This window comes from Aeromonas diversa CDC 2478-85, from assembly GCF_000819805.1.
Lineage (GTDB): Bacteria > Pseudomonadota > Gammaproteobacteria > Enterobacterales > Aeromonadaceae > Aeromonas > Aeromonas diversa.
Genome location: NZ_CDCE01000020.1, coordinates 1 through 25,295 on the forward strand (window position 1 = coordinate 1; position 25,295 = coordinate 25,295).

General features: G+C 62.1%; 26 protein-coding genes and 3 tRNA genes. 20 read left to right on the plus strand and 9 right to left on the minus strand.

Features of this window, described 5'->3' with window-relative positions:
• Positions 1 to 11: 11 nt before the first annotated feature.
• The 4 genes from BN1121_RS04815 (at position 12) to BN1121_RS04830 (ending at position 915) form a co-directional block, all read left to right on the plus strand.
• Positions 12 to 87, plus strand: a tRNA-Gly gene (locus BN1121_RS04815).
• A 25-nt stretch (positions 88 to 112) separates the two neighbouring features.
• Positions 113 to 188, plus strand: a tRNA-Gly gene (locus BN1121_RS04820).
• Between the two features lie 24 nt (positions 189 to 212).
• Positions 213 to 288 (plus strand) — tRNA-Gly (locus tag BN1121_RS04825).
• A gap of 171 nt (positions 289 to 459) precedes the next feature.
• Positions 460 to 915 carry a hypothetical protein gene (locus BN1121_RS04830; RefSeq protein WP_005345771.1) on the plus strand — a complete coding sequence of 152 codons (456 nt, stop codon included), beginning with the start codon at positions 460 to 462 and terminating at the stop codon, positions 913 to 915.
• Between the two features lie 36 nt (positions 916 to 951).
• Here BN1121_RS04830 and ppgK read toward each other — a convergent pair whose 3' ends face one another.
• Both ppgK and queG read right to left on the minus strand, forming a co-directional pair.
• Positions 952 to 1,710, minus strand: a complete 759-nt coding sequence (ppgK, locus tag BN1121_RS04835) for a polyphosphate--glucose phosphotransferase (protein WP_005345778.1) — start codon at positions 1,708 to 1,710, stop codon at positions 952 to 954.
• Positions 1,711 to 1,783: 73 nt separating this feature from the next.
• Positions 1,784 to 2,932, minus strand: coding sequence for a tRNA epoxyqueuosine(34) reductase QueG (queG, locus tag BN1121_RS04840; RefSeq protein WP_005345781.1), 1,149 nt, complete (start codon positions 2,930 to 2,932; stop codon positions 1,784 to 1,786).
• Here queG and BN1121_RS04845 point away from each other — a divergent pair.
• The 10 genes from BN1121_RS04845 (at position 2,931) to BN1121_RS04890 (ending at position 13,284) form a co-directional block, all read left to right on the plus strand.
• A complete protein-coding gene (locus BN1121_RS04845; RefSeq protein WP_005345784.1) occupies positions 2,931 to 4,418 on the plus strand; it encodes a bifunctional ADP-dependent NAD(P)H-hydrate dehydratase/NAD(P)H-hydrate epimerase in 1,488 nt (495 codons plus the stop codon). The two genes, queG and BN1121_RS04845, sit on opposite strands and share 2 nt — an antisense overlap.
• Positions 4,419 to 4,439: 21 nt before the next feature.
• A complete protein-coding gene (gene tsaE / locus BN1121_RS04850; protein WP_005345787.1) occupies positions 4,440 to 4,898 on the plus strand; it encodes a tRNA (adenosine(37)-N6)-threonylcarbamoyltransferase complex ATPase subunit type 1 TsaE in 459 nt (152 codons plus the stop codon).
• Positions 4,899 to 4,901: 3 nt separating this feature from the next.
• Complete coding sequence (locus tag BN1121_RS04855) at positions 4,902 to 6,521, plus strand: N-acetylmuramoyl-L-alanine amidase (RefSeq protein WP_005345789.1); 1,620 nt, start codon at positions 4,902 to 4,904, stop codon at positions 6,519 to 6,521.
• A 3-nt stretch (positions 6,522 to 6,524) separates the two neighbouring features.
• Positions 6,525 to 8,360 carry a DNA mismatch repair endonuclease MutL gene (mutL, locus tag BN1121_RS04860; RefSeq protein ID WP_005345790.1) on the plus strand — a complete coding sequence of 612 codons (1,836 nt, stop codon included), beginning with the start codon at positions 6,525 to 6,527 and terminating at the stop codon, positions 8,358 to 8,360.
• Position 8,361: 1 nt separating this feature from the next.
• Positions 8,362 to 9,279 (plus strand): tRNA (adenosine(37)-N6)-dimethylallyltransferase MiaA, encoded by a 918-nt coding sequence (gene miaA, locus BN1121_RS04865; protein ID WP_081606381.1) that lies wholly within the window; start codon positions 8,362 to 8,364, stop codon positions 9,277 to 9,279.
• A gap of 79 nt (positions 9,280 to 9,358) precedes the next feature.
• Entirely contained in the window at positions 9,359 to 9,628 is a 270-nt protein-coding gene (gene hfq / locus BN1121_RS04870) for an RNA chaperone Hfq (protein WP_005345794.1), read from the plus strand.
• 53 nt (positions 9,629 to 9,681) lie between these two features.
• Positions 9,682 to 10,968, plus strand: a complete 1,287-nt coding sequence (hflX, locus tag BN1121_RS04875) for a ribosome rescue GTPase HflX (RefSeq protein ID WP_005345796.1) — start codon at positions 9,682 to 9,684, stop codon at positions 10,966 to 10,968.
• Positions 10,969 to 11,017: 49 nt separating this feature from the next.
• The gene (gene hflK, locus BN1121_RS04880; protein ID WP_005345798.1) at positions 11,018 to 12,178 is read left to right on the plus strand and encodes an FtsH protease activity modulator HflK; all 1,161 of its coding nucleotides are present in this window, start codon (positions 11,018 to 11,020) and stop codon (positions 12,176 to 12,178) included.
• Positions 12,179 to 12,181: 3 nt separating this feature from the next.
• Positions 12,182 to 13,060 (plus strand): protease modulator HflC, encoded by an 879-nt coding sequence (gene hflC, locus BN1121_RS04885; RefSeq protein WP_005345804.1) that lies wholly within the window; start codon positions 12,182 to 12,184, stop codon positions 13,058 to 13,060.
• A gap of 38 nt (positions 13,061 to 13,098) precedes the next feature.
• Positions 13,099 to 13,284: a DUF2065 domain-containing protein gene (locus BN1121_RS04890; protein ID WP_005345814.1), complete on the plus strand. Its 186-nt coding sequence runs from the start codon at positions 13,099 to 13,101 to the stop codon at positions 13,282 to 13,284.
• A gap of 61 nt (positions 13,285 to 13,345) precedes the next feature.
• Here the strand turns inward: BN1121_RS04890 and ispB are convergent, their stop codons facing one another.
• Complete coding sequence (ispB, locus tag BN1121_RS04895) at positions 13,346 to 14,317, minus strand: octaprenyl diphosphate synthase (RefSeq protein ID WP_005345815.1); 972 nt, start codon at positions 14,315 to 14,317, stop codon at positions 13,346 to 13,348.
• Positions 14,318 to 14,556: 239 nt separating this feature from the next.
• Between ispB and rplU the strand changes: the two genes are divergently transcribed.
• The 6 genes from rplU to folA all read left to right on the plus strand — a co-directional run bounded on the left by rplU (position 14,557) and on the right by folA (position 18,381).
• Positions 14,557 to 14,868: a 50S ribosomal protein L21 gene (gene rplU, locus BN1121_RS04900; protein ID WP_005345816.1), complete on the plus strand. Its 312-nt coding sequence runs from the start codon at positions 14,557 to 14,559 to the stop codon at positions 14,866 to 14,868.
• Positions 14,869 to 14,887: 19 nt separating this feature from the next.
• Positions 14,888 to 15,145 carry a 50S ribosomal protein L27 gene (rpmA, locus tag BN1121_RS04905; RefSeq protein ID WP_005345817.1) on the plus strand — a complete coding sequence of 86 codons (258 nt, stop codon included), beginning with the start codon at positions 14,888 to 14,890 and terminating at the stop codon, positions 15,143 to 15,145.
• Positions 15,146 to 15,310: 165 nt separating this feature from the next.
• On the plus strand, positions 15,311 to 16,495 hold the full coding sequence (gene cgtA, locus BN1121_RS04910) for an Obg family GTPase CgtA (protein ID WP_005345818.1): 1,185 nt from the start codon (positions 15,311 to 15,313) through the stop codon (positions 16,493 to 16,495).
• Between the two features lie 110 nt (positions 16,496 to 16,605).
• Positions 16,606 to 17,403 carry a threonine/serine exporter family protein gene (locus BN1121_RS04915; RefSeq protein ID WP_152424582.1) on the plus strand — a complete coding sequence of 266 codons (798 nt, stop codon included), beginning with the start codon at positions 16,606 to 16,608 and terminating at the stop codon, positions 17,401 to 17,403.
• Positions 17,400 to 17,867, plus strand: coding sequence for a threonine/serine exporter family protein (locus BN1121_RS04920; RefSeq protein WP_005345821.1), 468 nt, complete (start codon positions 17,400 to 17,402; stop codon positions 17,865 to 17,867). The genes BN1121_RS04915 and BN1121_RS04920 overlap by 4 nt, the downstream gene beginning before the upstream one ends.
• 16 nt (positions 17,868 to 17,883) lie before the next feature.
• Positions 17,884 to 18,381, plus strand: a complete 498-nt coding sequence (gene folA, locus BN1121_RS04925) for a type 3 dihydrofolate reductase (RefSeq protein WP_005345823.1) — start codon at positions 17,884 to 17,886, stop codon at positions 18,379 to 18,381.
• 38 nt (positions 18,382 to 18,419) lie between these two features.
• Here folA and BN1121_RS04930 read toward each other — a convergent pair whose 3' ends face one another.
• From BN1121_RS04930 to lptD, 6 genes are read right to left on the minus strand one after another with little or no spacing between them, the layout of a single operon-like run.
• Positions 18,420 to 19,241 carry a symmetrical bis(5'-nucleosyl)-tetraphosphatase gene (locus tag BN1121_RS04930; protein WP_005345826.1) on the minus strand — a complete coding sequence of 274 codons (822 nt, stop codon included), beginning with the start codon at positions 19,239 to 19,241 and terminating at the stop codon, positions 18,420 to 18,422.
• A 6-nt stretch (positions 19,242 to 19,247) separates the two neighbouring features.
• On the minus strand, positions 19,248 to 19,610 hold the full coding sequence (gene apaG / locus BN1121_RS04935; protein ID WP_005345829.1) for a Co2+/Mg2+ efflux facilitator ApaG/CorD: 363 nt from the start codon (positions 19,608 to 19,610) through the stop codon (positions 19,248 to 19,250).
• Positions 19,610 to 20,422 (minus strand): 16S rRNA (adenine(1518)-N(6)/adenine(1519)-N(6))-dimethyltransferase RsmA, encoded by an 813-nt coding sequence (gene rsmA / locus BN1121_RS04940; RefSeq protein WP_005345832.1) that lies wholly within the window; start codon positions 20,420 to 20,422, stop codon positions 19,610 to 19,612. The genes apaG and rsmA overlap by 1 nt, the downstream gene beginning before the upstream one ends.
• Positions 20,419 to 21,405: a 4-hydroxythreonine-4-phosphate dehydrogenase PdxA gene (pdxA, locus tag BN1121_RS04945; RefSeq protein ID WP_152424583.1), complete on the minus strand. Its 987-nt coding sequence runs from the start codon at positions 21,403 to 21,405 to the stop codon at positions 20,419 to 20,421. The genes rsmA and pdxA overlap by 4 nt, the downstream gene beginning before the upstream one ends.
• On the minus strand, positions 21,402 to 22,700 hold the full coding sequence (surA, locus tag BN1121_RS04950) for a peptidylprolyl isomerase SurA (RefSeq protein ID WP_005345850.1): 1,299 nt from the start codon (positions 22,698 to 22,700) through the stop codon (positions 21,402 to 21,404). Before surA ends, pdxA begins: the two co-directional genes overlap by 4 nt.
• Before the next feature lie 25 nt (positions 22,701 to 22,725).
• Entirely contained in the window at positions 22,726 to 25,164 is a 2,439-nt protein-coding gene (lptD, locus tag BN1121_RS04955; RefSeq protein ID WP_005345852.1) for an LPS assembly protein LptD, read from the minus strand.
• Between the last annotated feature and the right edge of the window lie 131 nt (positions 25,165 to 25,295).

Here is a 25,295-nt window from a genome sequence, read left to right on the forward strand (position 1 = left end):
GACAATCTGTTGCGGGAATAGCTCAGTTGGTAGAGCACGACCTTGCCAAGGTCGGGGTCGCGAGTTCGAGTCTCGTTTCCCGCTCCAAAAAATTTGCAGATGATATTCCGTTGCGGGAATAGCTCAGTTGGTAGAGCACGACCTTGCCAAGGTCGGGGTCGCGAGTTCGAGTCTCGTTTCCCGCTCCAATCATCCGCAGATGACCCTCCATTGCGGGAATAGCTCAGTTGGTAGAGCACGACCTTGCCAAGGTCGGGGTCGCGAGTTCGAGTCTCGTTTCCCGCTCCAAATTCTCTTTTCTCTCTCCCTGTTATCTCAAGCAGAATCTGTTCCAGCTAATCGGCTGCGATCATTTATTCGCCATTGGTTTGACTTGTCTCAATGGGCTCCTTGCGACCTCTTGGCACCGATCCCTGTTTTTTTATACTGGAATCGAGTCAATGAGGGGAGGAGTCGATCATGCGCTTCCAACAGATCAAGGACTTGCTGCACTACCTGGAGCAGGTGCACCAGATGTTGTCCCGCTTGTACGCTCGACTCGAACGGCAGGCGGATGCCGAACGCAGTCGACTGCTGCTGGCGTACCTCAGGGGACGTGAGGAGTCGGCGCTGGTCCATCTGCAGGAGTATCAGCGACAGATGCGTGAGGGGATTGCCGATACCTGGCTGGAGCTGGGGTTTGCCGATGACCTGATCCCGCTCATCAACCAGAGTGAGCTGCCGGCGACCATGACCACGGACCATATCGTCTCTCTGGCCGATGGGATCGAGAGTCGGCTGGTGAGCGAGCTCTCCCGCCTGGCCAGGGAGTGCCCGACCGAGACCACCGCCAGCCTGCTCGACACCCTGGCCGCGCTGGAGCAGCAGCGGCGCAACCGGTTGGTGCACGGGGCGCACCGTCTGGACGACATCTGACGGTCAAGGAAGAGGGAGTGTCTCCCTCTTCTTTCATCAGCGTCTGGGCTTCTTGCCGGCTTGCTGGGCGGCGGCGTAGAGGGCCGCTCCTATGATGCCGGCCTGATTCAGGCTGGCCGCCGGCAGCAGAGGGGCCCGGGTGGCTATCCTGTCGATGAACTTGTCTATCTTGGCGGCGCTGCCGCCGCCCAGGATGAAGAGATCCGGGGAGAAGAGGAACTCGAGGCGCGCCAGGTATTGGTTGAAGCGCTTGCCCCATTTGCCCCAGCCGAGATCCTCGCGCTTGCGTACCGCATCGGAGCAGTAGTGCTCGGCGACCATCCCCTCCAGCATCAGGTGACCCAGCTCGGTGTTGGGCAGCAGATGGCCGTTCACAAACACGGCGGTGCCGATGCCGGTACCGACCGTGATCAGGATGACTACCCCCTCATGCCCCTTGCCCTGGCCGAAGCTCATCTCGGCGAGCCCGGCCGCATCGGCGTCGTTGAGCACGAAGCAGGGCTGGCCGGTGATCTCGCCAAACAGCCGCGCGGCGTCGGTCTCGACCCAGCTCGGGTCTATGTTGGCGGCGCTCTTGGCGACCCCGTGGTGGATGATGGCGGGGAAGCCGCAGCCCACTGGGCCCTTCCACTGAAAGTGTTCGACCAGCGCCTTGAGGGTGTGGGCGATGGCCGCCGGGGTGGCCGGCTGCGGGGTGGGGATACGGTGACGCTCGCCGATGAGCTCTCCCGTCGTGGTATCGACCAGGCATCCCTTGATACCAGAGCCGCCGATATCGACTCCCAAAATCTGCATCTTCTACTCCTTGTCTGGGCCCTTGGCGGCACAGGATGAAAAACCGGACGGCCCGGCGCAAGTGCGGGGGACTCTAGGCGTGATCCGGCAGACCTTTTTCGATGCAGCGGATCAGCCGTTGCGTCTTCTTGTTCTCTTCTTCGGCGCGAGTCTTGAGGGTGGCGAGCGCCCAGTCGATGTGCTCGGCTACCAGGGGTGAGGCATCGGGACGCCCCTGCTCGAGCGCCTCGATCACGGCGGCATCGGCCGGCCCGTTGCCAAGGGCCACCGCCAGGTTGCGGCGCCAGCGTTGGTAGCCGATGCGACGGATCGGGCTCCCCTCGGTGTGCTTGAGAAACGCCGGCTCGTCCCAGCTCCACAGGGTGAGCAGGGGCGGGCGGTGCAGGTTGGGGCGCGGGCTGAAGTCCGGCTCCGGGGTGGCGCCCGCGTAGCGGTTCCAGGGGCAGATCAGCTGGCAATCGTCGCAGCCGTAGATGCGGTTGCCGAGTGCCGGGCGCAGCTCTACCGGAATGGGATCGTCGCTCTCTATGGTGAGGTAGGAGATGCAGCGCCGCCCGTCCACCACGTAGGGGGCGACGATGGCCCCGGTGGGGCAGATGGTGAGGCAGGCGGTGCACTTGCCGCACTGCTCTTTCTCCACCGGCGCGTCGAGGGGCAGCGGGATATTGACCAACAACTCCCCCAGGAAGAAGAAGGAGCCCGCCTCGGCGTTGAGCAGCAGGGAGTGCTTGCCCACCCAACCGAGCCCCGCCTTGGCCGCCAGGGGGCGCTCGAGTATGGGGGCCGAGTCGACGAAGGGGCGGTAGCCGAGCCCGGCACAGGCTTGCTCGATGCGCTCGCCAAGCTGCTTGAGGCGATTGCGCAACACCTTGTGATAGTCGCGGCCGAGGGCATAGCGGCTGATATAGCCGAGGCGTGGGTCGCGCAGGGTGGCGGCGAAGCCCGCCTCGAAGGGGAGGTAGTTCATCCGCACCGAGATGACGCGCAGGGTGCCCGGCAGCAGCTCGTCGGGACGGGCGCGCAGCATGCCATGGCGTTCCATGTACTCCATGCTGCCGTGGTAGCCGGCATCGAGCCAGGCCTGCAGGCGCGGCTCCTCGAGGCGCAGGTCGGTGTCGGTAATGCCGGCCTGGTCGAAGCCTAGCTCCCGTGCCCATAGCTTGATATGGTGGGCCAGGGCGTGCAGATCGCACTCGGGAGAGGGTAGCGGGAGGGAACTCATGGGCGAGCACTATCGGTGTGACATGGAAACGCCATCAAGTCTACCACAGGCCCTGTGGCGAGCCGAACAGATACGCCAGGCCGAGGCCGAGCTGGCGAGCGCGGCCGGGCTCTCTCTCTACACCCTGATGGAGCGAGCCGGCAGCGCACTGCTGGCGGTGATTCAGCGCAACTGGCCCGAGGCGCGTCGTATCCTCATCTGCTGTGGCCCCGGCAACAACGGGGGGGATGGCTACGTGCTGGCTCGCCTGCTGCGCGAGCGAGGGCTGTTCGTGCAACTGGTGGCCACCCGTGAGCCGGCGCGCCTCAAGGGGGACGCCGGACGCGCCGCCGGCGCCTGGTTGGCGGCCGGGGGCGTGGCGCTGGAGTCGGTCAGTGGCATAGATACCCCAGACCTGCTGGTCGATGCCCTGCTCGGCACCGGCCTGGCCCATCAGGTGGAGGGGGCCGAGGCACACCTTATCGGCATGATCAATCGCTGGCGAGCGGCCGGCGTGCCTGTGCTGGCGGTGGATCTCCCCTCCGGTTTACAGGCCGATACCGGCTGTGTGCTCGGCTGTGTGGTACAGGCCAGCTATACCCTTACCTTCATTGGCCTCAAACAGGGGCTGCTCACCGGGCGCGCCCCGGAATTGGTGGGGAAGTTGGGCGTGGCCAGACTGGGGATCGATATCGAGGGGTGGGGAGAGCCCAGCGCCCTGCGCATTGACTACCCGGCGCTCACCCCTCTGCTGAGACCCCGGCGCCGCACAGCCCACAAGGGCGATCACGGCCGGGTGTTGCTGGTCGGGGGCAATAGCGGAATGGCCGGGGCCATCCTTTTGGCGGGACGTGCCGCCCTGCGAGCCGGCGCCGGCCTGGTGTGGGTGTGTCAGCACCCCAGCTTGCCCTCGCCAGCCCTGAGCCAGCCCGAGCTGATGCAAGGGGCGCTGGAGGATGGTGACTGGGACACGGTGCGGGTCATCGGCCCCGGTCTCGGCCAGGATGAGTGGGCCAGGGGCTGTTTTGAGCGGTTCCTCTGTCAGGGGCGGTCGCTGGTGATGGATGCCGATGGCCTCAATCTGCTGGCACAGTCGCCCCGTCATCAGGATAATTGGGTGCTCACTCCCCACCCGGGTGAGGCGGCGCGTCTGCTCGGCAGCACAGTGGCGCAGGTAGAGGCGGACCGCTTCGCCGCCGTGGTGGCACTGCAACAGCGTTATGGCGGCGTGGTGCTGCTCAAGGGGGCCGGCACCCTGATCCACGACGGTCGCCAGACCTGGCTCTGCACCGAGGGAAATCCGGGCATGGCTGGGGGCGGCATGGGCGATCTGTTATCTGGTATAATCGCCGCCCTGTTGGCACAGGGGATGGCGCCGAGAGATGCCGTCTGTCTTGCCGTCGCCCTGCATGGGGAGGCGGCCGACCGGGCCGCGGCAGAGGGGGAGCGAGGGCTGCTCGCCTCGGATCTGCTGCCCTGGATTCGCCGACTTGCCAATCCGTCATAACCACAAGAAACGATCGAGAACATGACCAAACAGTTGTTGGTGTCGCTGCCCGATGAGGCGGCCACCGTAGATCTTGGCGGGCGATTGGCCCGTGCCCTGGAGCGGGCCACCACAGTATTCCTGCACGGTGATCTCGGTGCCGGTAAGACGACCCTGACCCGAGGCTGGGTGCAGGGGCTGGGTCATACCGGCAAGGTCAAGAGCCCCACCTATACTCTGGTCGAGCCTTATGAGCTGGCCGACTGGCAGGTGTATCACTTCGATCTCTATCGTCTGGCCGATCCCGAGGAACTTGAGTTCATGGGGATCCGCGACTACTTCGCCGAGCAGACCCTTTGCCTGGTGGAGTGGCCCGAGAAGGGGGAGGGGTGGTTGCCTGCTCCGGATCTCGAGATCACCCTGCGTTATGTTGGAGAGCAGCGGGAGGCCGAGCTGTGTGCCCGGACTGCCATTGGTGAAGCCCTGTTACAACGGATCTGATACGTGCGCCTTCTTATCGCCTGCCTGCTTGCCATCGCCGCTCTCCCCGCCTGGGCCAATCAGCTCAAGGGGGTGCGTATCTGGCCATCCCCCGATAGCACCCGTGTGGTGTTCGATATGGCCAGTGCCCCCGACTACCAGTTTCAGAGTCTCTCCAACCCGGCGAGGCTGATTATCGACATAAAGAACACCAGCAATGGCACCAACCTGGCGCGTGTCGAGAACACCAGCCAGGTGGTACGATGGCTGCGAGAGAGCACGGCTCCCCAGAGGGGGAGCATCCGCCTGGTGCTGGACTTGAGTGAGCCTATCAAGCCGGTGGTCTTCCCGCTGGCTCCGGCGGGTCCCTATGGCCATCGCCTGGTGATCGACCTCCCTTACGAAGAGAAAGGCAGCCAGCCCACCAGTAAACCGGTCGCCCGGGGTGGCCATCCCGAGGTCGTCATCGCCATCGATGCCGGCCACGGCGGGGAAGACCCGGGCTCCATCGGTCCGCGCCGTACCTTTGAGAAGCGGGTCACCCTGGCTATCTCCCAGCACCTGGCGGCCCTCATCGACCGCGAGCCTGGCATGCGGGCCGTGATGACCCGGCGCGGGGACTACTTCGTCGATCTCAACCGCCGCTCTGAAATCGCCCGCAAGGGGAAATCGGATCTTCTGATCTCGGTGCACGCCGACAGCTTCAACAGTTCGGCGCCGCGGGGCGCCTCGGTCTGGGTACTCTCGACCAACCGCGCCAACCGCGAGATGGGCCGCTGGCTTGAGCAGCAGGAGAAGCAGTCCGAGCTGCTCGGCGGGGTGGGCAAGGTGATCGCCGAGTCCGACCCCAACCCCTATCTGGCGCGCACCTTCCTGGATCTCTCCATGGACAAGTCCAGGGCTGAGGGTTATGACGTGAGCCGTCAGATCCTGCGCCATCTCGGTCAGGTGGCGCGTCTGCACAAGAAGGCGCCCCAGCACGCCAGCCTGGCGGTGCTCAAGTCTCCGGATATCCCATCGGTGCTGGTTGAGACCGGGTTTATCTCCAACCATGATGAGGAGAAGCTGCTCGGCTCCTCCGCTTATCAGCAGAAGGTGGCCCGCGCCATTTTCCAGGGGATCCGCACCTACTATCGCAGTCACCCGACCAAGGGACCCATGCTGACGGGCAAGGCCAAGCCAACCCAGAGCGTGGCGGCGGCCGTCCCCGAGCGTCAGGTGGTTCAGCCAGCCCCCGTCTCCAGCGGCTCCGGGGCGGGCGTCATCAAACCCTACAGCGAGGTGGCCAATGCCCCGAGCCGCCCCGTCGCCAGCGTGACAGCCCAGGCCAGCGGACGTCATCTAGTCAAGCGCGGCGAGAGCCTCTCGCTGCTCGCCTTGCGCTACGGTACGACCCAGGCGGCCCTGGTCGAGCTCAACAACCTGAGATCCCGCGAGATCCAGATCGGCCAGACGCTGAGAGTCCCCGCCACTCAGGTGACGAGCACGGTGAAACCGCCGCTCCGTCATCAGGTGAAGCGAGGGGAGAGCCTGTCGCGCCTTGCCGAGCGTTACGGCCTGACTCAGGCCCGGTTGGTCGAATACAACAACCTGAAGTCGCGGGAAATCCAGATCGGCCAGGTGCTGAAGATCCCGCAGGAGTAAGCCATGCCGATCCGTATCCTGCCGCCCATCCTTGCCAACCAGATCGCCGCCGGTGAGGTGGTCGAGCGCCCCTCTTCCGTGGTGAAGGAGCTGGTCGAGAACAGCCTCGATGCCGGGGCCGATCGGGTCGAGATCGACATCGAGAAGGGGGGCGCCAAGCTGATCCGGATCCGTGATAACGGCTGCGGTGTGCCCCAGGATGAGCTGGTGCTGGCGCTCTCTCGCCACGCCACCTCCAAGGTGGCGACCCTGGACGATCTGGAAGGGATTGCCAGCCTGGGCTTTCGCGGTGAGGCGCTCGCCTCGATCAGCTCAGTATCGCGTCTCACCTTTACCTCCCGTACCGCCAGCCAGACCGAGGCGTGGCAGGCCGAGGCGGAAGGGAGAGAGATGCAGGTGGTGGTGCGCCCCGCCGCTCATCCGGTCGGCACCACGGTGGAGGTCAGCGATCTCTTCTTCAACACCCCGGCCCGGCGCAAGTTCCTGCGCAGCGAGAAGACCGAGTTCGCCCATATCGACGAGCTGATCCGGCGCATCGCCCTGTCACGCTTCGACATCACCCTGATCCTGCGCCACAACGGCAAGGTAGTACGCCAGTACAAGGCGGCCCAGGCGGTGCAGGAGCAGGAGCGACGTCTCGCCGCCGTGTGCGGTACCCCCTTTATGCATCATGCGCTGGCGGTGGAGAGCGAGCATAGCGATGTGCGTCTGCGTGGCTGGATCTCGACCCCCCAGGGGGCGCGGCCGCAAAACGACCTGCAGTACACCTATGTCAACGGGCGCATGATGCGCGACAAACTCATCAACCACGCCATTCGCCAGGCGTATGACGAGCTGTTGCCCCCCGAGCATCACGCCGCCTATGTGCTCTATATCGAGCTCGATCCGCGCCAGGTGGATGTGAACGTGCATCCTGCCAAGCACGAGGTGCGCTTCCACCAGGCCCGGCTGGTGCACGACTTCATCTTCCAGGCGCTCTATACGGCACTGCGTCAGGCGGCCGATGTCGAGCCTCCCCTGGCCGAGAGCCAGGTTGAGTTGCCCAGTGCGCCGGCGCCCGTCTATCCAGGCCAGGCCCCCAAGGCCGAGTGGTACGAGGCCGAGCACGCCTATCGCCCGCCTGCGGCGGTGCATGAATCCGCGGGCGGGTTTTCCGCTGGGCGAGGGGGCAGAGAGCTCCGCGAGGGAATAGATCCCCGCGCCGTGCGTGGCATGCAGGCGTTGATGAGTACACTGCCGGCGGCCGAGCCGCGGCCACAGCCCGAGGCGGTAGTGGGAGCCGGTGCACGCGCCCTCTCGCTGGTGCAGGGGCGTTATCTATTGTGGGAGCAGGAGGGGCGCCTCGGTCTGCTCTCATTGCGCTGTGCCGAAGGGGTGCTGCTGTTGGCCCATCTTCAGGAGCAGTGGCCCCAGGGGCTGACCACCCAGCCGCTGTTGCTGCCGGTTTCGCTCAAGTTGCCGGCAAGCCTGCTCGAGCAGAGCGAGCTGCGGGGCGAGGTGCTCAGGCGTATGGGCTTCGAGTCGAAGGGCGGGGGGCGCGATGCCCTCATCCTCACCCGGGTGCCGGCCCTGTTGCGTAGCTGCGACCTGGCACGGCTCTTCCCCGAGCTGTTGCAAATGTTGGCCAGCCTGCCGGAGGCGATAGGCGAGTCGGAGCGGGATCTGCTCTGCCGTTGGCTCATCGAGCAGGGGGCTGGCGCCGCCAAGGTCTATGACTTCACCAGCGCCAGCCGCCTGTTGCAGGAGCTGGCCAGCGATTATTCCGACCAGCTGGCGGGGCCGCCGTTGACGCGTCTGTTGCCAGTGACCGAACTGATAGAGGAGTTTGAACGTGGCTGAGTTGCCCCAGGCAATTTTTCTGATGGGGCCGACCGCCTCGGGCAAGACGGATCTCGCCATTGCGCTCACCCGTGCGCTGCCCTGCGACATCATCAGCGTCGATTCTGCCTTGATCTACCGGGGCATGGACATAGGTACCGCCAAGCCGAGCGCCGCCGAGCTGGCCGCCGCACCGCATCGGTTGATCGACATACTGGACCCGGCCCAGAGCTATTCGGCCGCCGATTTTCGCCGCGATGCCCTGCGCGAGATGGCGGAGATCGCCGGTCGTGGCCGCATTCCCCTTCTGGTTGGCGGCACCATGCTCTACTTCAAGGCGCTGCTGGAGGGGCTCTCGCCGCTCCCCTCGGCCGATCCCGAGGTGCGCCGTCAGCTGGAAGAGGAGGCCGAACGCCTCGGCTGGCAGGCGTTGCACGATGAACTGACGCGTGTCGACCCGGTGGCCGGTGCGCGCATCCACCCCAACGATCCCCAGCGCCTGACCCGGGCTCTCGAAGTCTATCGGGTGAGCGGCAAGACCCTCACCGAACTGACGCAGATTCAGGGAGAGGCGCTGCCCTATCGGGTGAGTCAGTTTGCCATCGCTCCCGAGGAGCGCGGCGAACTGCACCGTCGCATCGAGTTGAGGTTTGATCTCATGCTGCAAGGAGAGTTTGAGGCCGAGGTGCGTCGCCTGCTGGAGCGGGGCGATTTGACGCCGGATCTTCCCTCCATCCGCTGTGTGGGTTATCGCCAGATGTGGGACTACCTGATTGGGGAGGTCGGTTATGACGAGATGCGGTATCGTGGCATAGTGGCGACCCGGCAACTGGCCAAGCGTCAGATGACCTGGTTGCGCAGTTGGCCCGATATTACCTGGCTGACGACGGGGAGTGAGGATAACGTTCAGCGAGTGCTCAGCGTCGTTGGTGTAGCTTGACACTCCTTGTATAATCAGGTTGTTATATCGACGACCAACGTTTTACAACAACAAACACAATTAAATGAAGGAAAGAAAGATGGCTAAGGGGCAATCTCTTCAAGACCCGTTTTTGAATGCGCTGCGCCGTGAGCGTATTCCGGTTTCTATCTATTTGGTGAACGGCATCAAACTGCAAGGTCAAATCGAGTCCTTCGACCAGTTCGTCATCCTGCTCAAGAACACCGTCAGTCAGATGGTTTACAAGCACGCCATCTCTACCGTGGTGCCGGCTCGCGCCGTTAACCATCATCAGCATGCTGCCCCGGGCGGTCAGTCCGACGAGCAGCAGGGCGAGAGTGAAGTCTGACTTACTGCGGGCTATCTCCATGGATAGCCTCATGAAAATGAAGGAGTTTACGCTTGTTTGACCGTTATGAAGGAGGCGAACAGGCTGTTCTGGTGCACGTCAACTTCAGCGATGAGGGTGAGCGGGAAGATCTCGAAGAGCTCAGAATGCTGGTCAGCTCTGCCGGGGTCAACACGTTGGCCGTCGTCACCACCAGTCGGGGTGCACCCAGTTCCAAATACTTCGTCGGCAGCGGCAAGGCGGAAGAGATAGCCGAGCAGGTTCGTCTGCTCGGTGCCGATGTGGTCATCTTCAACCATGCGCTGACGCCAGCCCAGGAGCGCAACCTGGAGCGGCTGATAGAATGCCGCGTGGTCGATCGCACCGGACTCATCCTCGATATTTTTGCCCAGCGAGCACGCACCCATGAGGGCAAGCTGCAAGTTGAGCTGGCCCAGTTACGCCATCTCTCGACCCGTCTGGTTCGCGGTTGGACCCACCTGGAGCGACAGAAGGGGGGGATCGGCCTGCGTGGCCCCGGTGAGACCCAGCTTGAGACGGATCGCCGCCTGCTGCGTGAGCGCATCAAGTACATATTGCGCCGTCTCGACAAGGTGGCCAAACAGCGGGAGCAGGGGCGCCGCGCCCGCAACCGCAATGAGGTGCCGACCGTCTCTCTGGTGGGCTACACCAACGCCGGCAAGTCTACTCTGTTCAACCAACTTACAGCCGCCAGCGTGTATGCTGCGGATCAACTGTTTGCCACCCTGGATCCGACCCTGCGCCGTCTCGACGTGAAGGACGTGGGCGATGTGATCCTGGCCGATACGGTGGGTTTCATCCGCCATCTTCCCCACGATCTGGTGGCTGCCTTCAAGGCAACCCTGCAGGAGACCCGTGAGGCCGACCTGCTGCTCCACGTGGTGGACTGTGCCGACGAGCAGATGCAGGAGAATATTGCATCGGTTCATAGCGTGCTGGCCGAGATAGAGGCCGACGATCGCCCCCAGCTGATGATCTGCAACAAGATCGACAAGCTGGCAGACCGCCCCTGTGCTCTGGAGCGTGATGAAGAGGGGCGGCCGATGCGAGTCTGGTTATCGGCCCAGAGCGGCGAAGGGTGCGACCTCCTCTATCAGGCGCTGACCGAGCTGCTCTCCGGAGCCATGGTGCACCATCTGTTGCGCCTGCCGCCGTCACAGGCCCGCCTGCGTAGTATCTTCTATCGCCTCAAGGGGATAGAGCAGGAGAGCTTCAACGAGGAGGGGGATTGCCTGCTGGAGGTTCGCCTGCCGGCGGCCGACTGGAACCGCCTGTTGAAGCAAGAGGGTGATATGTTACAACGCTTTATCAGCCACTAAGGGGCTGATAGAGTCCACTTTCCATCTGCATGAGTTAATGGAGACGCTGATGGCTTGGAATGAGCCTGGAAATAATGGCAAAGACCGGGATCCCTGGGGGAATAACGGCAAGAACCAGGGTCCTCCGGATCTGGATGACCTGTTTAAGAACTTGAGCCGCCGCTTTGGTGGGCTTTTCGGGGGCGGCAACCGCTCCGGTGGCGAGTTTAGCCGAGTGGGGCTCTCGGTGGCGGTCGCTGTCGGCGTGGTGGTATGGGTCGTGAGTGGCTTCTACACCATCAAGGAAGCCGAGCGTGGCGTGGTGCTGCGCTTTGGCGAGTACTCCCATATCGTCGAGCCGGGCCTGCGCTGGAAGCCGACCTTCATCGACAAGGTGATACCGGTCGATGTGGAGTCGGTACGTTCCCTGCCGGCCTCAGGCTTTATGCTGACCCAGGATGAGAACGTGGTTCGCGTCGAGATGGATGTGCAGTATCGGGTTGTCGATCCCAAGGCCTACCTCTTTAGCGTGACCAATGCCGACGAGAGCCTGCGCCAGGCCACCGACAGCGCCCTGCGCTACGTGGTCGGTCACAACACCATGGACGATATCCTGACCACCGGCCGCGAGCGGGTGCGTAGCGAAACCCGTGAAGGGATCGAACAGATCGTCGAACCCTATCAGATGGGTCTGCAAGTGGTCGATGTGAACTTCCTGCCGGCGCGTCCGCCGGAAGAGGTAAAGGATGCGTTTGATGACGCCATCGCCGCCCAGGAAGATGAGCAGCGCTTCATTCGTGAGGCGGAGGCCTATGCCCGTGAAGTCGAGCCGAAGGCCCGTGGCCAGGTCAAGCGCCTGGAGCAGGAAGCCGAGGGTTATAAGTCCCAGGTGGTGCTGAAGGCCAAGGGTGAGGTGGCACGCTTCAACGAGCTGCTGCCGCAATATCTGGCCGCGCCCGAGCTGACACGCCAGCGTATCTATATCGAAACGATGGAAGAGATCTACCAGAACGCCAACAAGGTGCTGGTCGACCTGCCCCAGGGTAACAACAGCATGATCTATCTCCCTCTCGACAAGTTGGCGACCGGCAGCAAGCCGGCCCGAGCCGCGGCACCGCAAATGCCCATGGCCGGGGTCGACTCTCAACAGTCGGGTGGCGGCGTGATGGAAGGGGCCAACTCGGCACCCGCCCCCATCCGCGGTGGCGATCGTTTCAGCGGGAGGAACTGATAGATGAAGAAGATGGCTATTGGTGCCGTGGCCGTGATCGCCCTGCTGGGGTTCACCTCTGTGTTTGTGGTGGACGAAGGGCAGCGCGGAATTGTCGTGCAGTTTGGCAAGGTGAAGCGTGACGGCGAAGGGCTGCCCAAGCTCTATGAGCCGGGCCTGCACTTCAAGGTGCCCCTCATCGATAACGTGCGCAAGATGGATGCCCGCATCCAGACGCTGGACGGCCAGGCCGACCGTTTCGTCACCTCCGAGAAGAAAGACCTCATCATCGACTCCTACGTGAAGTGGAAGATCGAGGACTTCTCCAAGTACTACCTGGCGACCGGGGGCGGCAACCGGATGCAGGCGGAAGCCCTGCTCAAGCGCAAGATCAACAACGGTTTGCGATCCGAGATTGGTAACCGCACCATCAAGGACATCGTCTCCGGTGAGCGTGGTGCCGTGATGGAGGATGCCCTCAAGAAGATGGCGCGCTCCTCCGAGCTGGGCATCAAGGTCGTCGATGTGCGGATCAAGCAGATCAACTTGCCGACCGAGGTCTCCAACTCGATTTACCAACGGATGCGTGCCGAACGTAACGCCGTGGCTCGTGAGCACCGCTCCCAGGGCCGCGAGAAGGCGGAAGTCCTGCGTGCCGACATCGACCGCAAGGTTACCGTCATGCTGGCCGATGCCGAGAGTCATGCTCGTCAGCTGCGTGGTGAGGGCGACGCCGAGGCGGCCAAGATCTATGCCGAAAGCTATAAGAAAGAACCCGAGTTCTTCAGCTTCGTGCGTAGCATGGAGGCCTATCGCAAGAGCTTCGCCGGTAACAATGACGTCATGGTCATCAAACCCGACAGCGAGTTCTTCCGTTATCTCAAGGATGCGAACGCCAAGTAACCGGAGGGCCTGCAGTGCAGGCCCTTTTTGTTGGAGCCATGATGGACGCGATACTGATCGGTTTGGGGCTACTCTTGCTGTTTGAGGGGCTGGGTCCCTTGCTGATGCCGAGGCTCTGGCAGCAGGTGTTGAGCCAGCTGGCTCAGCAGCCGCCCGAGAGCCTGCGTCGCATCGGCGGTTGCCTGGCCGTGAGTGGCGCCGTCATCCTCTGGATGACGCTCTAGCTAAACAAAAAGAGAGCCGATGGCTCTCTTTTTCGTTGCGTCATGAAGATCCCTTCAGGGATCAGGCGCTGCGCTGGACGGCCATGTGGGCCAAGATTTCCAGCGCCTCCCGGTGCTGGCCCGCCGGCAGTATGGTCAGGGCAGAGATCGCCTTGTCAGCCTCTTCACGGGCCCGTTGACGGGCGTACTCGAGTGCGCCAGTGCGCTCGAGAATCGCCAGTACCGTATCCAGGCGCTCCATGCCGTTACGCAGCGCGATCGCCTCGCGGATGATCTGGCGGTCTTCGGCATTGCCAACGGCCATGGCGTAGAGCAGGGGCAGGGTGGGCTTGCCCTCGGCCAGATCGTCGCCGACGTTCTTGCCCATCTCCTTGCTGTCGGAGCAGTAATCCATCACGTCATCGATGATCTGGAAGGCGGTCCCCAGATACTTGCCGTAGTCGGTCATGGCCTGCTCGATGGCGGGAGACTGGTGGGTGAGCACGGCGGCGATGCGGGTTGCAGCCTCGAACAGCTTGGCGGTCTTGCAGTAGATGACCGTCATGTAGCTCTCTTCCGTGGTATCCGGGTCGTTGCAGTTCATCAACTGCAACACCTCACCCTCGGCGATGGTGTTGGTGGCGTCGGCCAGGATCTCCATGATGCGCAGGTTGGAGAGCTCCGACATCATCTGGAACGAGCGACTGTAGAGATAGTCACCGACCAAGACGCTGGCGGCGTTGCCAAACATGGCGTTGGCCGTCTCGCGACCGCGGCGCAAGTCTGACTCGTCCACCACATCGTCATGGAGCAGGGTCGAGGTATGGATGAACTCGATGATGGCAGCCAGCTTGATGTGGTCGCCGCCTTCATAGCCGAGCGCCCGAGCTGCCAACACGGTCAGCAAGGGGCGCATCCGTTTTCCGCCGGCACTGATAATGTAGTAGCCGAGCTGGTTGATCAGGCTGACGTCAGACTGCAACCGTTCGACGATCAGGGCGTTGACGGCCGTCATGTCGGCCTCGGTCAGCGCACGAATTCCCGTTTGGTCCATAGTTCTCTTTGACTCGACGGCAGCAGGACTGCCCAGATTGCTGTTGCGGGGATTTTACACGAATTCACTATGGGTTACAGTTAGGCGTTTGATGCGCCGGCAGAGGTGCGCACAAAATAAACTTTTTTTGAAATTGACCTTGCTTGAGGGGATCAATTTGCGTAAAATGCCGGCCCATTGTTATTCAGTTTTTGTGCACATCTGCCATGAGCAAAGATGTGCCTATACGGAGTTAAAAAATGTACGCGGTATTCCAAAGCGGCGGAAAACAACACCGTGTAGCCGAAGGTCAGATCGTTCGTCTGGAAAAGCTGAACGTCGAGACCGGTGCTGCCATCGAGTTCGATAAAGTACTGATGGTTGCCCAAGGCGACACTTTCAAGGTTGGCGCTCCTTTCGTAGAAGGCGGCAAGGTTCTGGCTGAAGTTGTGGCTCACGGCCGCGGCGACAAGGTTCAGATCATCAAGTTCCGTCGTCGTAAGCACCATCGCAAGCACATGGGCCATCGTCAGTGGTTCACTGAAGTCAAGATCACTGGCATCAGCGCTTAATAGATTAGGAGTCCGATAAATGGCACACAAAAAAGCTGGCGGTTCCTCCCGCAACGGCCGCGATTCTGAAGCCAAACGCCTGGGCGTTAAGCGTTTCGGTGGCGAGTCTGTACTGGCTGGCAACATCATCGTTCGTCAGCGTGGCACCAAGTTCCACGCCGGTGACAACGTTGGTCTGGGCAAGGACCACACCCTGTTCGCTACTGCGAACGGCAAGGTGAAGTTCGAAGTTAAAGGTCCGAAGAACCGTAAGTACGTCAGCATCGTTGCTGAGTAAGTACGGACCGAAAGGATCCGAGGCCCCGCCAACTGGCGGGGCTTTTGTTTGTGTACGAAAACTGATGGCGCTAGGCTGCCCGGGTACGGGGCGTTTCGATCGCCCGCTGTGGCGAACATCACTATAATTGCGTATCGGTTTTTCGAATTGAGGTGACGGTAACCCATGAAGTTTGTTGATGAAGTCCTGATTCGAGTCGATGCCGGTGACGGTGGTAACGGCTGTGTGAGCTTCCGTCGCGAGAAGTACATCCCCTTCGGTGGTCCGGATGGTGGTGACGGTGGTGATGGTGGTGACGTCTATCTGATGGCCGACGAGAACCTCAACACCCTGATCGACTACCGTTTCGAGCGTTTCCACGCCGCCGAACGTGGCGAGAACGGCCATGGGGCTAACTGTACCGGTCGTCGCGGCAAGGACCTCACCCTGCGAGTGCCTGTCGGTACTCGAGCTGTCGATGAGGATACCGGCGAACTGCTGGGGGATCTCACCCGTCATGAGCAGAAACTGCTGGTCGCCAAGGGTGGCTTCCACGGTCTCGGCAATACCCGTTTCAAGAGCTCGGTTAACCGTGCGCCGCGTCAGAAGTCCAACGGTACCCCGGGTGAAGTGCGTAACCTGCGCCTCGAGCTGCTGCTGCTGGCCGACGTCGGTATGCTGGGTCTGCCCAACGCCGGCAAATCCACCTTCATTCGTGCCGTTTCTGCCGCCAAACCCAAGGTGGCCGACTACCCCTTCACCACCCTGGTGCCGAACCTCGGTGTGGTGCGTGGGGAGAACAGCCGTTCCTTCGTCATCGCCGATATCCCGGGTCTGATCGAAGGCGCCGCCGAGGGTGCTGGCCTCGGGATCCGCTTCCTCAAGCACCTCGAGCGTTGCCGTGTGCTGCTGCACCTGGTCGACATCTGCCCGTTCGATGGCTCTGATCCGGCCGAGAATGCCTTGACCATTGTCCATGAGCTGGAGAAGTACAGTCCCGAGCTGGCGGCCAAGCCGCGCTGGTTGGTCTTCAACAAGCTCGATCTGATGCTCGAGGAAGAGGCCGGCGAGGTAATGGAGCGGGTCAAGGCTGCGCTGGGCCATGAAGGGCCGACCTACGCCATCACCGCCATCAGCAAGGAAGGCACCCAGAAGGTGTGCTACGACATCCTGGATCTGCTGGATACCATGCCCCGTCAACTCGAGCAGGATGCAAAAGAAGCCATCGATAAGGTCGAGTTCAAGTGGGATGACTACCATCGCAACCAGATTGCCCAGATTGAAAAGGGCAGTGATGACGATGTCGATGATGATGATGATTGGGACGAAGATGACGACGATGGTGTCGAAATCATCTACGTGCGGGACTGATCTCCCCCAAGGCCGCCTCGTTGAGGCGGCTTTTTTTTGCGTTAGGGCAAGCCACAGGGGGGGGCGCCTGACATAGAATGGTGCCCTTTTCTGCAAGGATGCCCAGGAAGATGGAAACGAGTATTTCAGGGCGGGTGATGTCCCGCGAACAGCAGACCGAAGTGACCCGGATCATCGTCAAGGTTGCCCAAATGCTGGCTCAGTTCGGTGCCGAGAGCCGGCTCATCGAGCAGACCACGGTGCGGGTGGGTCTGGCTCTCGGCCTGGAGAGCGTAGAGATGGCCATCTCCTCCAGCGCTATCGTGGTGACCAGCCTCAGCAGCGGTAGCTGCATCACCACCACGCGCCGGGTGCGCGAGCACGGTATCAACATGGCGGTGGTGTGCGAGATCCAGCGGATCTGCATCCTCACCGAGAAGGGATTGCTCGAGGCCGAGGCCGTGCGCCAACGGCTCGATGCCATCGTTCCCTTCCATTATCACCCTTGGTTGGTGGTGATCATGGTGGGGCTCTCCTGCGGCGCCTTCAGCCTGTTATTTGGGGGAGACTGGCCCGTCTTCGCCGTGACCTCCCTGGCGGCGGCCGTCGCCATGCGGGTTCGCCAGTTGATGGCGCGTCACCATCACAGTCCGCTCATCAACTTCGCCGTTACCGGCTTTATCGCCACTCTGCTCTCATCCAGCGCAACTGTCTTTGGTTGGGGTGAACAGCCTTATCTGGCCATGGCGGCCAGCGTGCTGCTGCTGGTACCCGGCTTCCCGTTGATCAACGCCGTTTCCGACATGGTAAAAGGCTACTTCAACATGGGATTGGCGCGTTGGGGCACCGCCACCCTGCTCACCGTCAGTGCTGCCCTGGGCATCCTGCTGGCCATGTCGGTCACGGGGATTTGGGGGTGGAAGGTATGACCGATTTGCTCTGGTTGTTGGCCAAGGATGCCTTCTGGTCAGCCGTGCCGGCGGTGGGCTTTGCCATGATCTTCAACGTGCCGCCACGAATGTTGAAGTATTGTGCGCTGGGCGGGGGGCTGGCTCACAGCCTGCGCACCCTGCTCATTCACTTCGGGATCCCCATCGAGTGGGCCACCCTGGCGGCGGCCACCACGATTGGTTTTGTTTGTGTCTATTGGGCGCGGCGTTTGTTGGTGCCTCGTCCCGCCTTCAGCGTGGCATCCATCATCCCCATGATCCCGGGCAGTTATGCCTTCAAGGCGATGATCGCCATTGTAGAGCTCAACATCAATGGTGCCTCTATTGCCCTGTTGCAGGGCGCGGTGGAAAACGGCCTCAAGGCTATATTCATAGTAGGAGCATTAAGTTTAGGGCTAGCGATACCCTCGCTCGTCGTGTACCGTAATCGGCCCATAGTGTGATGTGAAGGGGGGCGACATGAAAATTGCCATGATAGCGGCCATGGCCCGGGACCGGGTGATCGGCCGTGACAACGCCATGCCCTGGCATCTGCCGGCGGATCTGGCCCACTTCAAGCAAGTGACGATGGGCAAGCCAGTCCTGATGGGACGGCGCACCTTCGAGTCGATCGGACGCCCGCTGCCGGGGCGGCGCAATCTGGTGATAAGCCGTAACTCAGACTATGCACCGAATGGAGTTGAGGTATTTCAATCCGTTGATGCAGCATTAGCCACGCTGAGTGAGTTTAACGATGTTGATGAGTTGATGGTGATCGGCGGCGGCAGGCTCTATGCCCAACTGCTGGAGCGCGCCGATGTGCTCTATCTGACCCATATCGATCTGGCGGTGGAGGGCGACACTCACTTCCCCGATTACCGGGTCTATGCCTGGGCACAGCGTGATGAGGTGTGCCACCAGGCGGATGAGCGCAACCCTTACGCCTATCGTTTCGAGACCCTGGAGCGAGTGCGTTGAAACAGCGAGGCCACCTTAGGGTGGCCTCGTCGTTTGCATTACTTGGCGTGGGCAGGGCAGGGGGTGGCGATGAGGGCATCATCCTCATAGCGCCACAGGGTGAGACTGTTACCCCAGACGCAGCCCGTGTCGAGCGCCTTGATATCCGGTACCGGGCACTGGCCCATCAGGGCCGCCCAGTGGCCGAAGATGATGATGGGATCGTCCACATGGTGCTCGCGTTGCTCGAACCAGGGGCGCAGTCCGGGCGTCGACTCCTTGGGGCCCAACTTGCATTTGAAGTCGAGGCGACCGTCGAAGTAGCAAAAACGCATCCGGGTGAAGACGTTGATGATGTAGCGATAACGTTCTATGCCGGTGAGGCTCTCGCTCCAGCGATCCGGTTGATCCCCGTACATGTGCTTGAGCAGCCATTGGTGCTGGTCACCCTGCAGCAGGCTCTCGACCTCGCGCGCGCAGCGCCGGGCCGTGCTCACGTCCCATGCCGGCGCCAGGCCGGCGTGCACCATCAGTAGCGGGTGCTCCGGGTGCTCGGCCAACAGCGGACGATGACGCAGCCAGTCGAGCAGCGCCAGGCCATCGGGCGCCTTGATAATCTCCTCGATCCTGTCTTTCTTCTTGAGCGGGGCATGACCACCGGCCACCGCCAGCAGGTGCAGGTCGTGGTTGCCGAGCACAGTGATGGCCCGTTCACCGAGCTCGCGCACGAAGCGCAGCACCGACAGGGAGTCGGGGCCGCGAGCGACCAGATCGCCGCATAGCCAGAGCGTGTCGTGAGTGGGGTCAAACCGGGCGAGATCCAGCAGGCGACGCAGATCGTCATAACAGCCCTGGATATCGCCGACAAAGCAGTTAGCCATGGAACCTCAGTTAATGATGTTCGGTACCGCCAGGGTGAAGGGGGAGATGGGAACGGTGAATTCTTCCCCCTCTTCATCCTGCATCACATAACACCCCTCCATCACCCCGAGCGGCGTCTCCAGCGGGACGCCACTCTGGTAGCTGAAGGTATCACCGGGGGCTATGATGGGCTGTTCTCCCACCACGCCGGCCCCTTCAACCTCGACCCGTTTGCCGTTGGCATCTGTGATGAGCCAGCGGCGACGCAGTAGCTGCACCGAGAGAGGCCCCTGATTCTCGATCTCGATGCGATAGTGGAACTGCCAGGGGTCATGGCTATCCGCCACATGATGGGGGAAGGCGCGAACCACGACGAGCGGTGTGCTCATCAGACCGCCTTCTGATCTGCCAGCCAGTTGGCGATCTTGACGAACTGCTCCAGGGAGAGGTTCTCCGGACGCAGGTTGCCGTCGATGCCGAGCTCGGCCAACTGTTCGCTGTTGATGAAGTTGGCGAAGCTGTTGCGGATGGTCTTGCGGCGCTGGCCGAAGCCCTCGGTGCAGACCCGGCTCAGCAGGCGCACGTCCTTGGCCACGAAGGGTTTTTCCTTGTGGGGTACCAGACGTACCACGGCGGAGTCCACCTTGGGTGCCGGCTTGAAGGCGCCGGGGCCCACTTCGAGCACCGGAATCACCTGGCAGTAGTACTGGGTCATCACGCTCAGGCGGCCATAGGCCTTGCTGCCGGGGCCGGCGGCCAGTCGCAGCACCACTTCCTTCTGCAGCATGAAGTGCATGTCTAGGACATGCTCGGCATAGTCGCAGAGGTGGAAGATGAGCGGGGTGGAGATGTTGTAGGGCAGGTTGCCGAAGATGCGCAGGGGGTGCTCCGGACGCATCAGGGTGCTGAAGTCGAAGCGCATGGCGTCGGCCTCGATCACGTTCAGCTTCTTGGCGAGCACCGGGTGCTCGCGCAGGCGTGCAGCCAGATCCCGGTCCAGCTCGACCACGGTGAGCTTGTCGATGCGCTCGCACACCGGCTCGGTCAGCGCGGCGAGGCCCGGACCGATCTCGACCATATTCTGCCCCGGCAGGGGATTGATGGCGTCGACGATCTGGCCGATCACATAACGATCATGCAGGAAGTTCTGGCCGAAACGCTTACGGGCCGTGTGGCCCAGGTGCACCTTGTCACTACTCATGTTCTTTTCTCTACCATCTTGATGGCGTGGTGGATGGCGGTCAGCAGGCTGCCCGGATCGGCCTGGCCTGTGCCGGCCAGATCCAGGGCGGTACCGTGATCCACCGAGGTTCGGATAAAGGGTAAACCCAGGGTGATATTGACCGAGTTGCCGAAGCCCTTGAACTTCAGTACCGGTAACCCCTGGTCGTGGTACATGGCGAGTACCGCATCCGCATCCTTGAGGTATTTTTCCTGAAACAGGGTGTCGGCCGGCAGCGGGCCGACCAGATCCAGTCCCTGTGTACGCAGTCGCTCGAGTGCCGGCTCGATCACCTCGATCTCTTCGCGTCCCAAGTGGCCGCCTTCCCCCGCGTGGGGATTGAGACCGCACACATAGATGCGGGGATGGGGGATCCCGAACTTGGTGCGCAGATCCGTGTGAAGGATCTGGATGATCTTGTCGAGCCGCTCCGGCGTGATGGCCTTGGCCACGTAGGCCAGCGGAATGTGAGTGGTCACCAGGGCCACTCTCAGTCCCTCGGTAGCGAGCATCATGACCACGTCCGGCGTGCCGGACTGGTGGGCAAAGAATTCGGTATGACCGCTAAACGAGACGCCCGCCTGGTTGATGATCCCCTTGTGTACCGGGCCGGTGACGACGGCGGCAAACTCGCCGCTCATGTTGCCGTCGCAGGCGCGTTGCAGCGTCTCGAGCACATAGTGGCCGTTGCCTTCGTCGAGACGCCCGGGAATGCTCGGCACCCCGAGGGTGACGGGACAGACGGTCAGGGTGCCTTGCGCCTGCGCTGTGGCCGGCGCGGCCGGATCGTAAGGCTGAAGCTCTACCTCGATCCCCAGATGGCGGGCACGCTCGGTCAGCAGGCGGGGATCGGCGATCACCACCAGCTGGTGCGGCCAACCCTGACGGGCAAGCTGCAGTACCAGCTCGGGGCCAACCCCGGCCGGTTCGCCGGGGGTGATGGCAATGCGTCGAATCATCAGCTCTGGCCGTCTTCGATGCGGATGTAGGCGCCATCGCGCAGCTCGTCCATCCAGCCCTGCACCTCTTCGGCGAAGCGGCGGTTATAAATGAGCTGATAGGCGCGCTGTTCCAGTGCCTTGTCGGTGGCATCCTGGCTGCGGCGATCTTCCAGCTGGACGATATGCCAGCCGAAGCTGGTACGGAACGGCTGGCTGATCTGGCCCGGTTGCAGACGATTGACCATGTCGCGGAATTCGGGGGCATAGACATCGGGAGAGGACCAACCCAGCTCACCGCCCTGGACGGCTGAGCCCGGATCCTCGGAGTACTTCTCGGCCAGCTGGGCGAAGTTGGCCTTGCCGCTACGCAGGTCCATCAGGAAGCCTTCCAGCATGCCCTTGGCCTTCTCCTCACTCAGGATGATGGAAGGCTTGATCAGAATATGGCGGGATTTCACCTCGGTCAGGTTGACCTGCTGTTGCCCCTTGGTGTCGAACACCTTGATGATGTGCAGACCGGCGCCGGAGCGTAGCGGGCCGACGATGGCCCCCTTGCTGGCCCCTTGCACCGCCTCGGCCATCAGGGTCGGCATCTCTTGCAGGCTCATCCAGCCCCAGTCACCCCCTTCCAGCGCCTTGGGTCCGTTACTCTCGGCAATCGCCAGCTTGCGGAAATCGGCCCCGGTAGAGAGGGCTTGCATGATGCGCTGGGCCTTGGCCTTGGCGGCATCGAGCTGGGCGGCATTGGGGTTATCCGGCAGGGCGATCTGGATATGACCGACGTGGAACTCGTTCTGCTGTTGTCCCTGTTTCTTGATGATATCCACCACCTGCTTCACCTCTTGCTCGGAGATGTTGACGCGGCGGCGGACCTGGTTACGGCGCACTTCGCCCATCAGGATCTCGCGGCGCACCTCTTCCCGGTATTGGGGATAGGTCATGCCATCACGCTCCAGCTGGGCGCGCAGTTGCTCGACGCTCATGCGGTTCTCGGCGGCGATGCCGGCGATGGCCTGCTCGAGCTGGGTGTCGCTCACCTTGAGGCCCTGGCGATCGGCCAGTTGCAGCACCAGGCTCTCCTGGATCAGGCGATCCAGCGCCTGGCGGCGCAAGGTGGCGTCGTCCGGCAGGGACTGGCCCTGCTCACGGGCATTGCTCTTCACCTTCTGGACCAGCGCCTCCTGCTGGCTGGCCAGTACCACGTCCTTGTTGACCACGGCCAGTACGCGATCCACCAGCTCGGGGGCGGCCATGGCCGCCTGGCTCAGGGCGCCAAACATGCCTGCGGTGAGCAGGGCAATCAGGGTCTTTTTCATATCCATCTCTCAAGGCTGGCCAGCATCACTGCTGGTCTTTCAGATTAAACGGGCGAATGTAGGGGAGCTTTTCCGTGTCCAGCGTGACGCTGCGGCCACCGGTACCGACACTGCCCAGTCCCTTCATCTCAAACTGCACGCCAATGCTCTTCTCGGAGCGGGCCTGCAATACGCTGTTCTCCCACACCGGCTGGTTGTGCCACTCCAGGCTGAAGTTGATGCTCCAGCAGCAGGAGTCGTACTTGAGACCGAGCTTGCGATCGATGTTGATGTCCTGGTTCACATCCCGGTAGTAGCCACCGTAGAGCTGCCACTGGGGATTGATCGGGGCCATCAGCACCAGACCGGCCTGGCTGATATCCTCGGCCATGGCGGTGTTGTAGATGTTGCGGTTGCCATCTTTCAGGAAACGGTAGTTGACCTGGCTTACCAGCTTGTCGAGGCGGTATTCGACGGCGCTGTTGGCCGAGCTGAACTCGTTGTCTTCCGTATCGTACTGGGCGCCGGCATGGGCAAGCCAGCGATCCGTGATGCGGGCATCCCCCTCGAAGGAGAGCAGGGAGCGGGCATTGGTGCTCTCGGGGTCGTTGGGGTAGAGGCGCACCTTGGGCTTGGTCAGCTCGAAAGCCTGTCCCAGCGCCAGACGCAGGCGCTCGTCACCGTGATCGTCATAGACCCGGCTGGTGAGGCCCAGGGTGACGCGATTGGCATCGCTGATACGATCCAGACCGGCGTAGCGGCGATCGCTGAACAGGCTGTAGTAGTCCTGACGCACGGTCGTGGAGTCATAGATGCCAATCTCATCCTGATTCTCATAGGGGATGTAGAGGTACTGCACCTCCGGCTCCAGAGTCTGGGTCCCCTTGCCGTTAAACCACCCGAGGGAGCGGTCGAAGTTCATGCCCCCCTTGAAACGCAGAGAGGGCAGGGTGCGGGACAGGGTCCCCTCTTTAAGGGTGAGCTGACCATCCTTGGTGAAGAGCCTTTGATCCTGGGTGACCAGGCGGTTGGGCACCTCCTGATCGTAGGCACTGAACATCAGCTTGTACTGGCTGGTGAGGTAGTAACCAGGCGCATCGATGAGCGGCACCGTCAGGGTCGGTGCTATGTGCAGGCGAGTCGCGGTATAGCGCTCACCGGCCTGCTGGGCGCTGGCGTTGTTGCCACTGTAGCCAAACTTGGTCAGCTCGCTGTTGAGGGCGAGATCGAACCACTTCTGCTGGTGATAGAAGTTGTAGCCCAGGCTCGGCAGCATGGTATGGGGCAGCACAGCGTTGGGGTTGAGGATCTGATAGGTGCGCGCCTCGGCGGTCAGATTCCAGGCAGGCTGGTAGTAGCCCGCCGTGAACGATTGCTGCAGTTGGCCGTCAACCTGAGCCCCGACCGGTGGGCTGAAGTCGTTGAAGTAGTTGTAGTCGAGTGCCCTGACCTGGGTGTAGTCGATGCCAAAGCGCAGGGCGCCATCCATCAGGCTCGAGCCATGACGCGCGTTGAGCAGGTAACGATGGCCATCATCCAGGGTGCTGTACTGGGGGTTACCCGCCTGGCTGGCCTGCTTGTCGTTGGCCAGGTTCTCGAAATAGAGGGTGCCCGAGTGGTTGGGCTGGGGCATGTAACGGAACTCGACTTGCTCCATCAGGCCACGTTTATCCATGAAGCGCTGGGTGATGGTGGCGTCGTAGTTCGGGGCTATGTTCCAGTAGAAGGGCTGGGTGATGTCCATCCCGTTACTGGTGCTTTGGGTATAGCCGGGGTAGAGCAGGCCGGTCTTGCGCTCGTCCTTGATGGGGAAGTTGATATAGGGGAAGTAGAAGACCGGATAGTCATAGAGCCAGAGGCTGGCGTTCCACGCCTCGCCGAACACCTGGCTCTGATCGATGTCGATACTGCCTGCCTTGAGGGTCCACACCTCTTGGCCGGGGGGGCAGGTGGTGTATTGAGCCCCCTCCAGGGTGATGTTCTGGTTGTTGTTGGCCATGACCACCCGCTTGGCCGAACCGCGCACCGGGGAGCCGTGGACCTGATAACGTCCCTCTTCCAGCTCCGACTCCTTGGTATCCAGATTGGACTTGAGGGTCTTGTCGCTGGTAACGGTGATCTGGCCGTCGTTGTAGTAGATGTTGCCGATCGCAACGACGTCACGAGTCTTCTGATCGAGCTGGGCGTAGTCGGAATCGAACTTGCGCACCCCCTGGCGGACCTTGACGTCACCCTGATAGACGGCGGTGCCGCCCTGTTTGGCGTCGAGGCGATCGGCATCGACCTCCACCGGCAGCGCATTGGCATCAACGCCGGCGGGGTTCTTCTCCACCTTGGGTACATAGTCGTAGCAGAGACCGTCCAGCAGGCCGGTGGCCGGCGGGGCCGGCGGAGAGGCCGCCCAGCCCACAGTGGGGGTGAGCACAGGGACCAGCCCCAGAGTCAGGGCGAGAGGGCCCGATATGCCCGCAATCCGTTTGGTCATGGGATGAAGACTCGATTTGCGAATGTGAAACAGCCTAAACAGGACACGCATTTTACGACAGGTTTCACCATGTTGACATTGCATGTCATTGCTTTATGTTAGCCGGCAATCATAAAGCATTATCGCGGCCA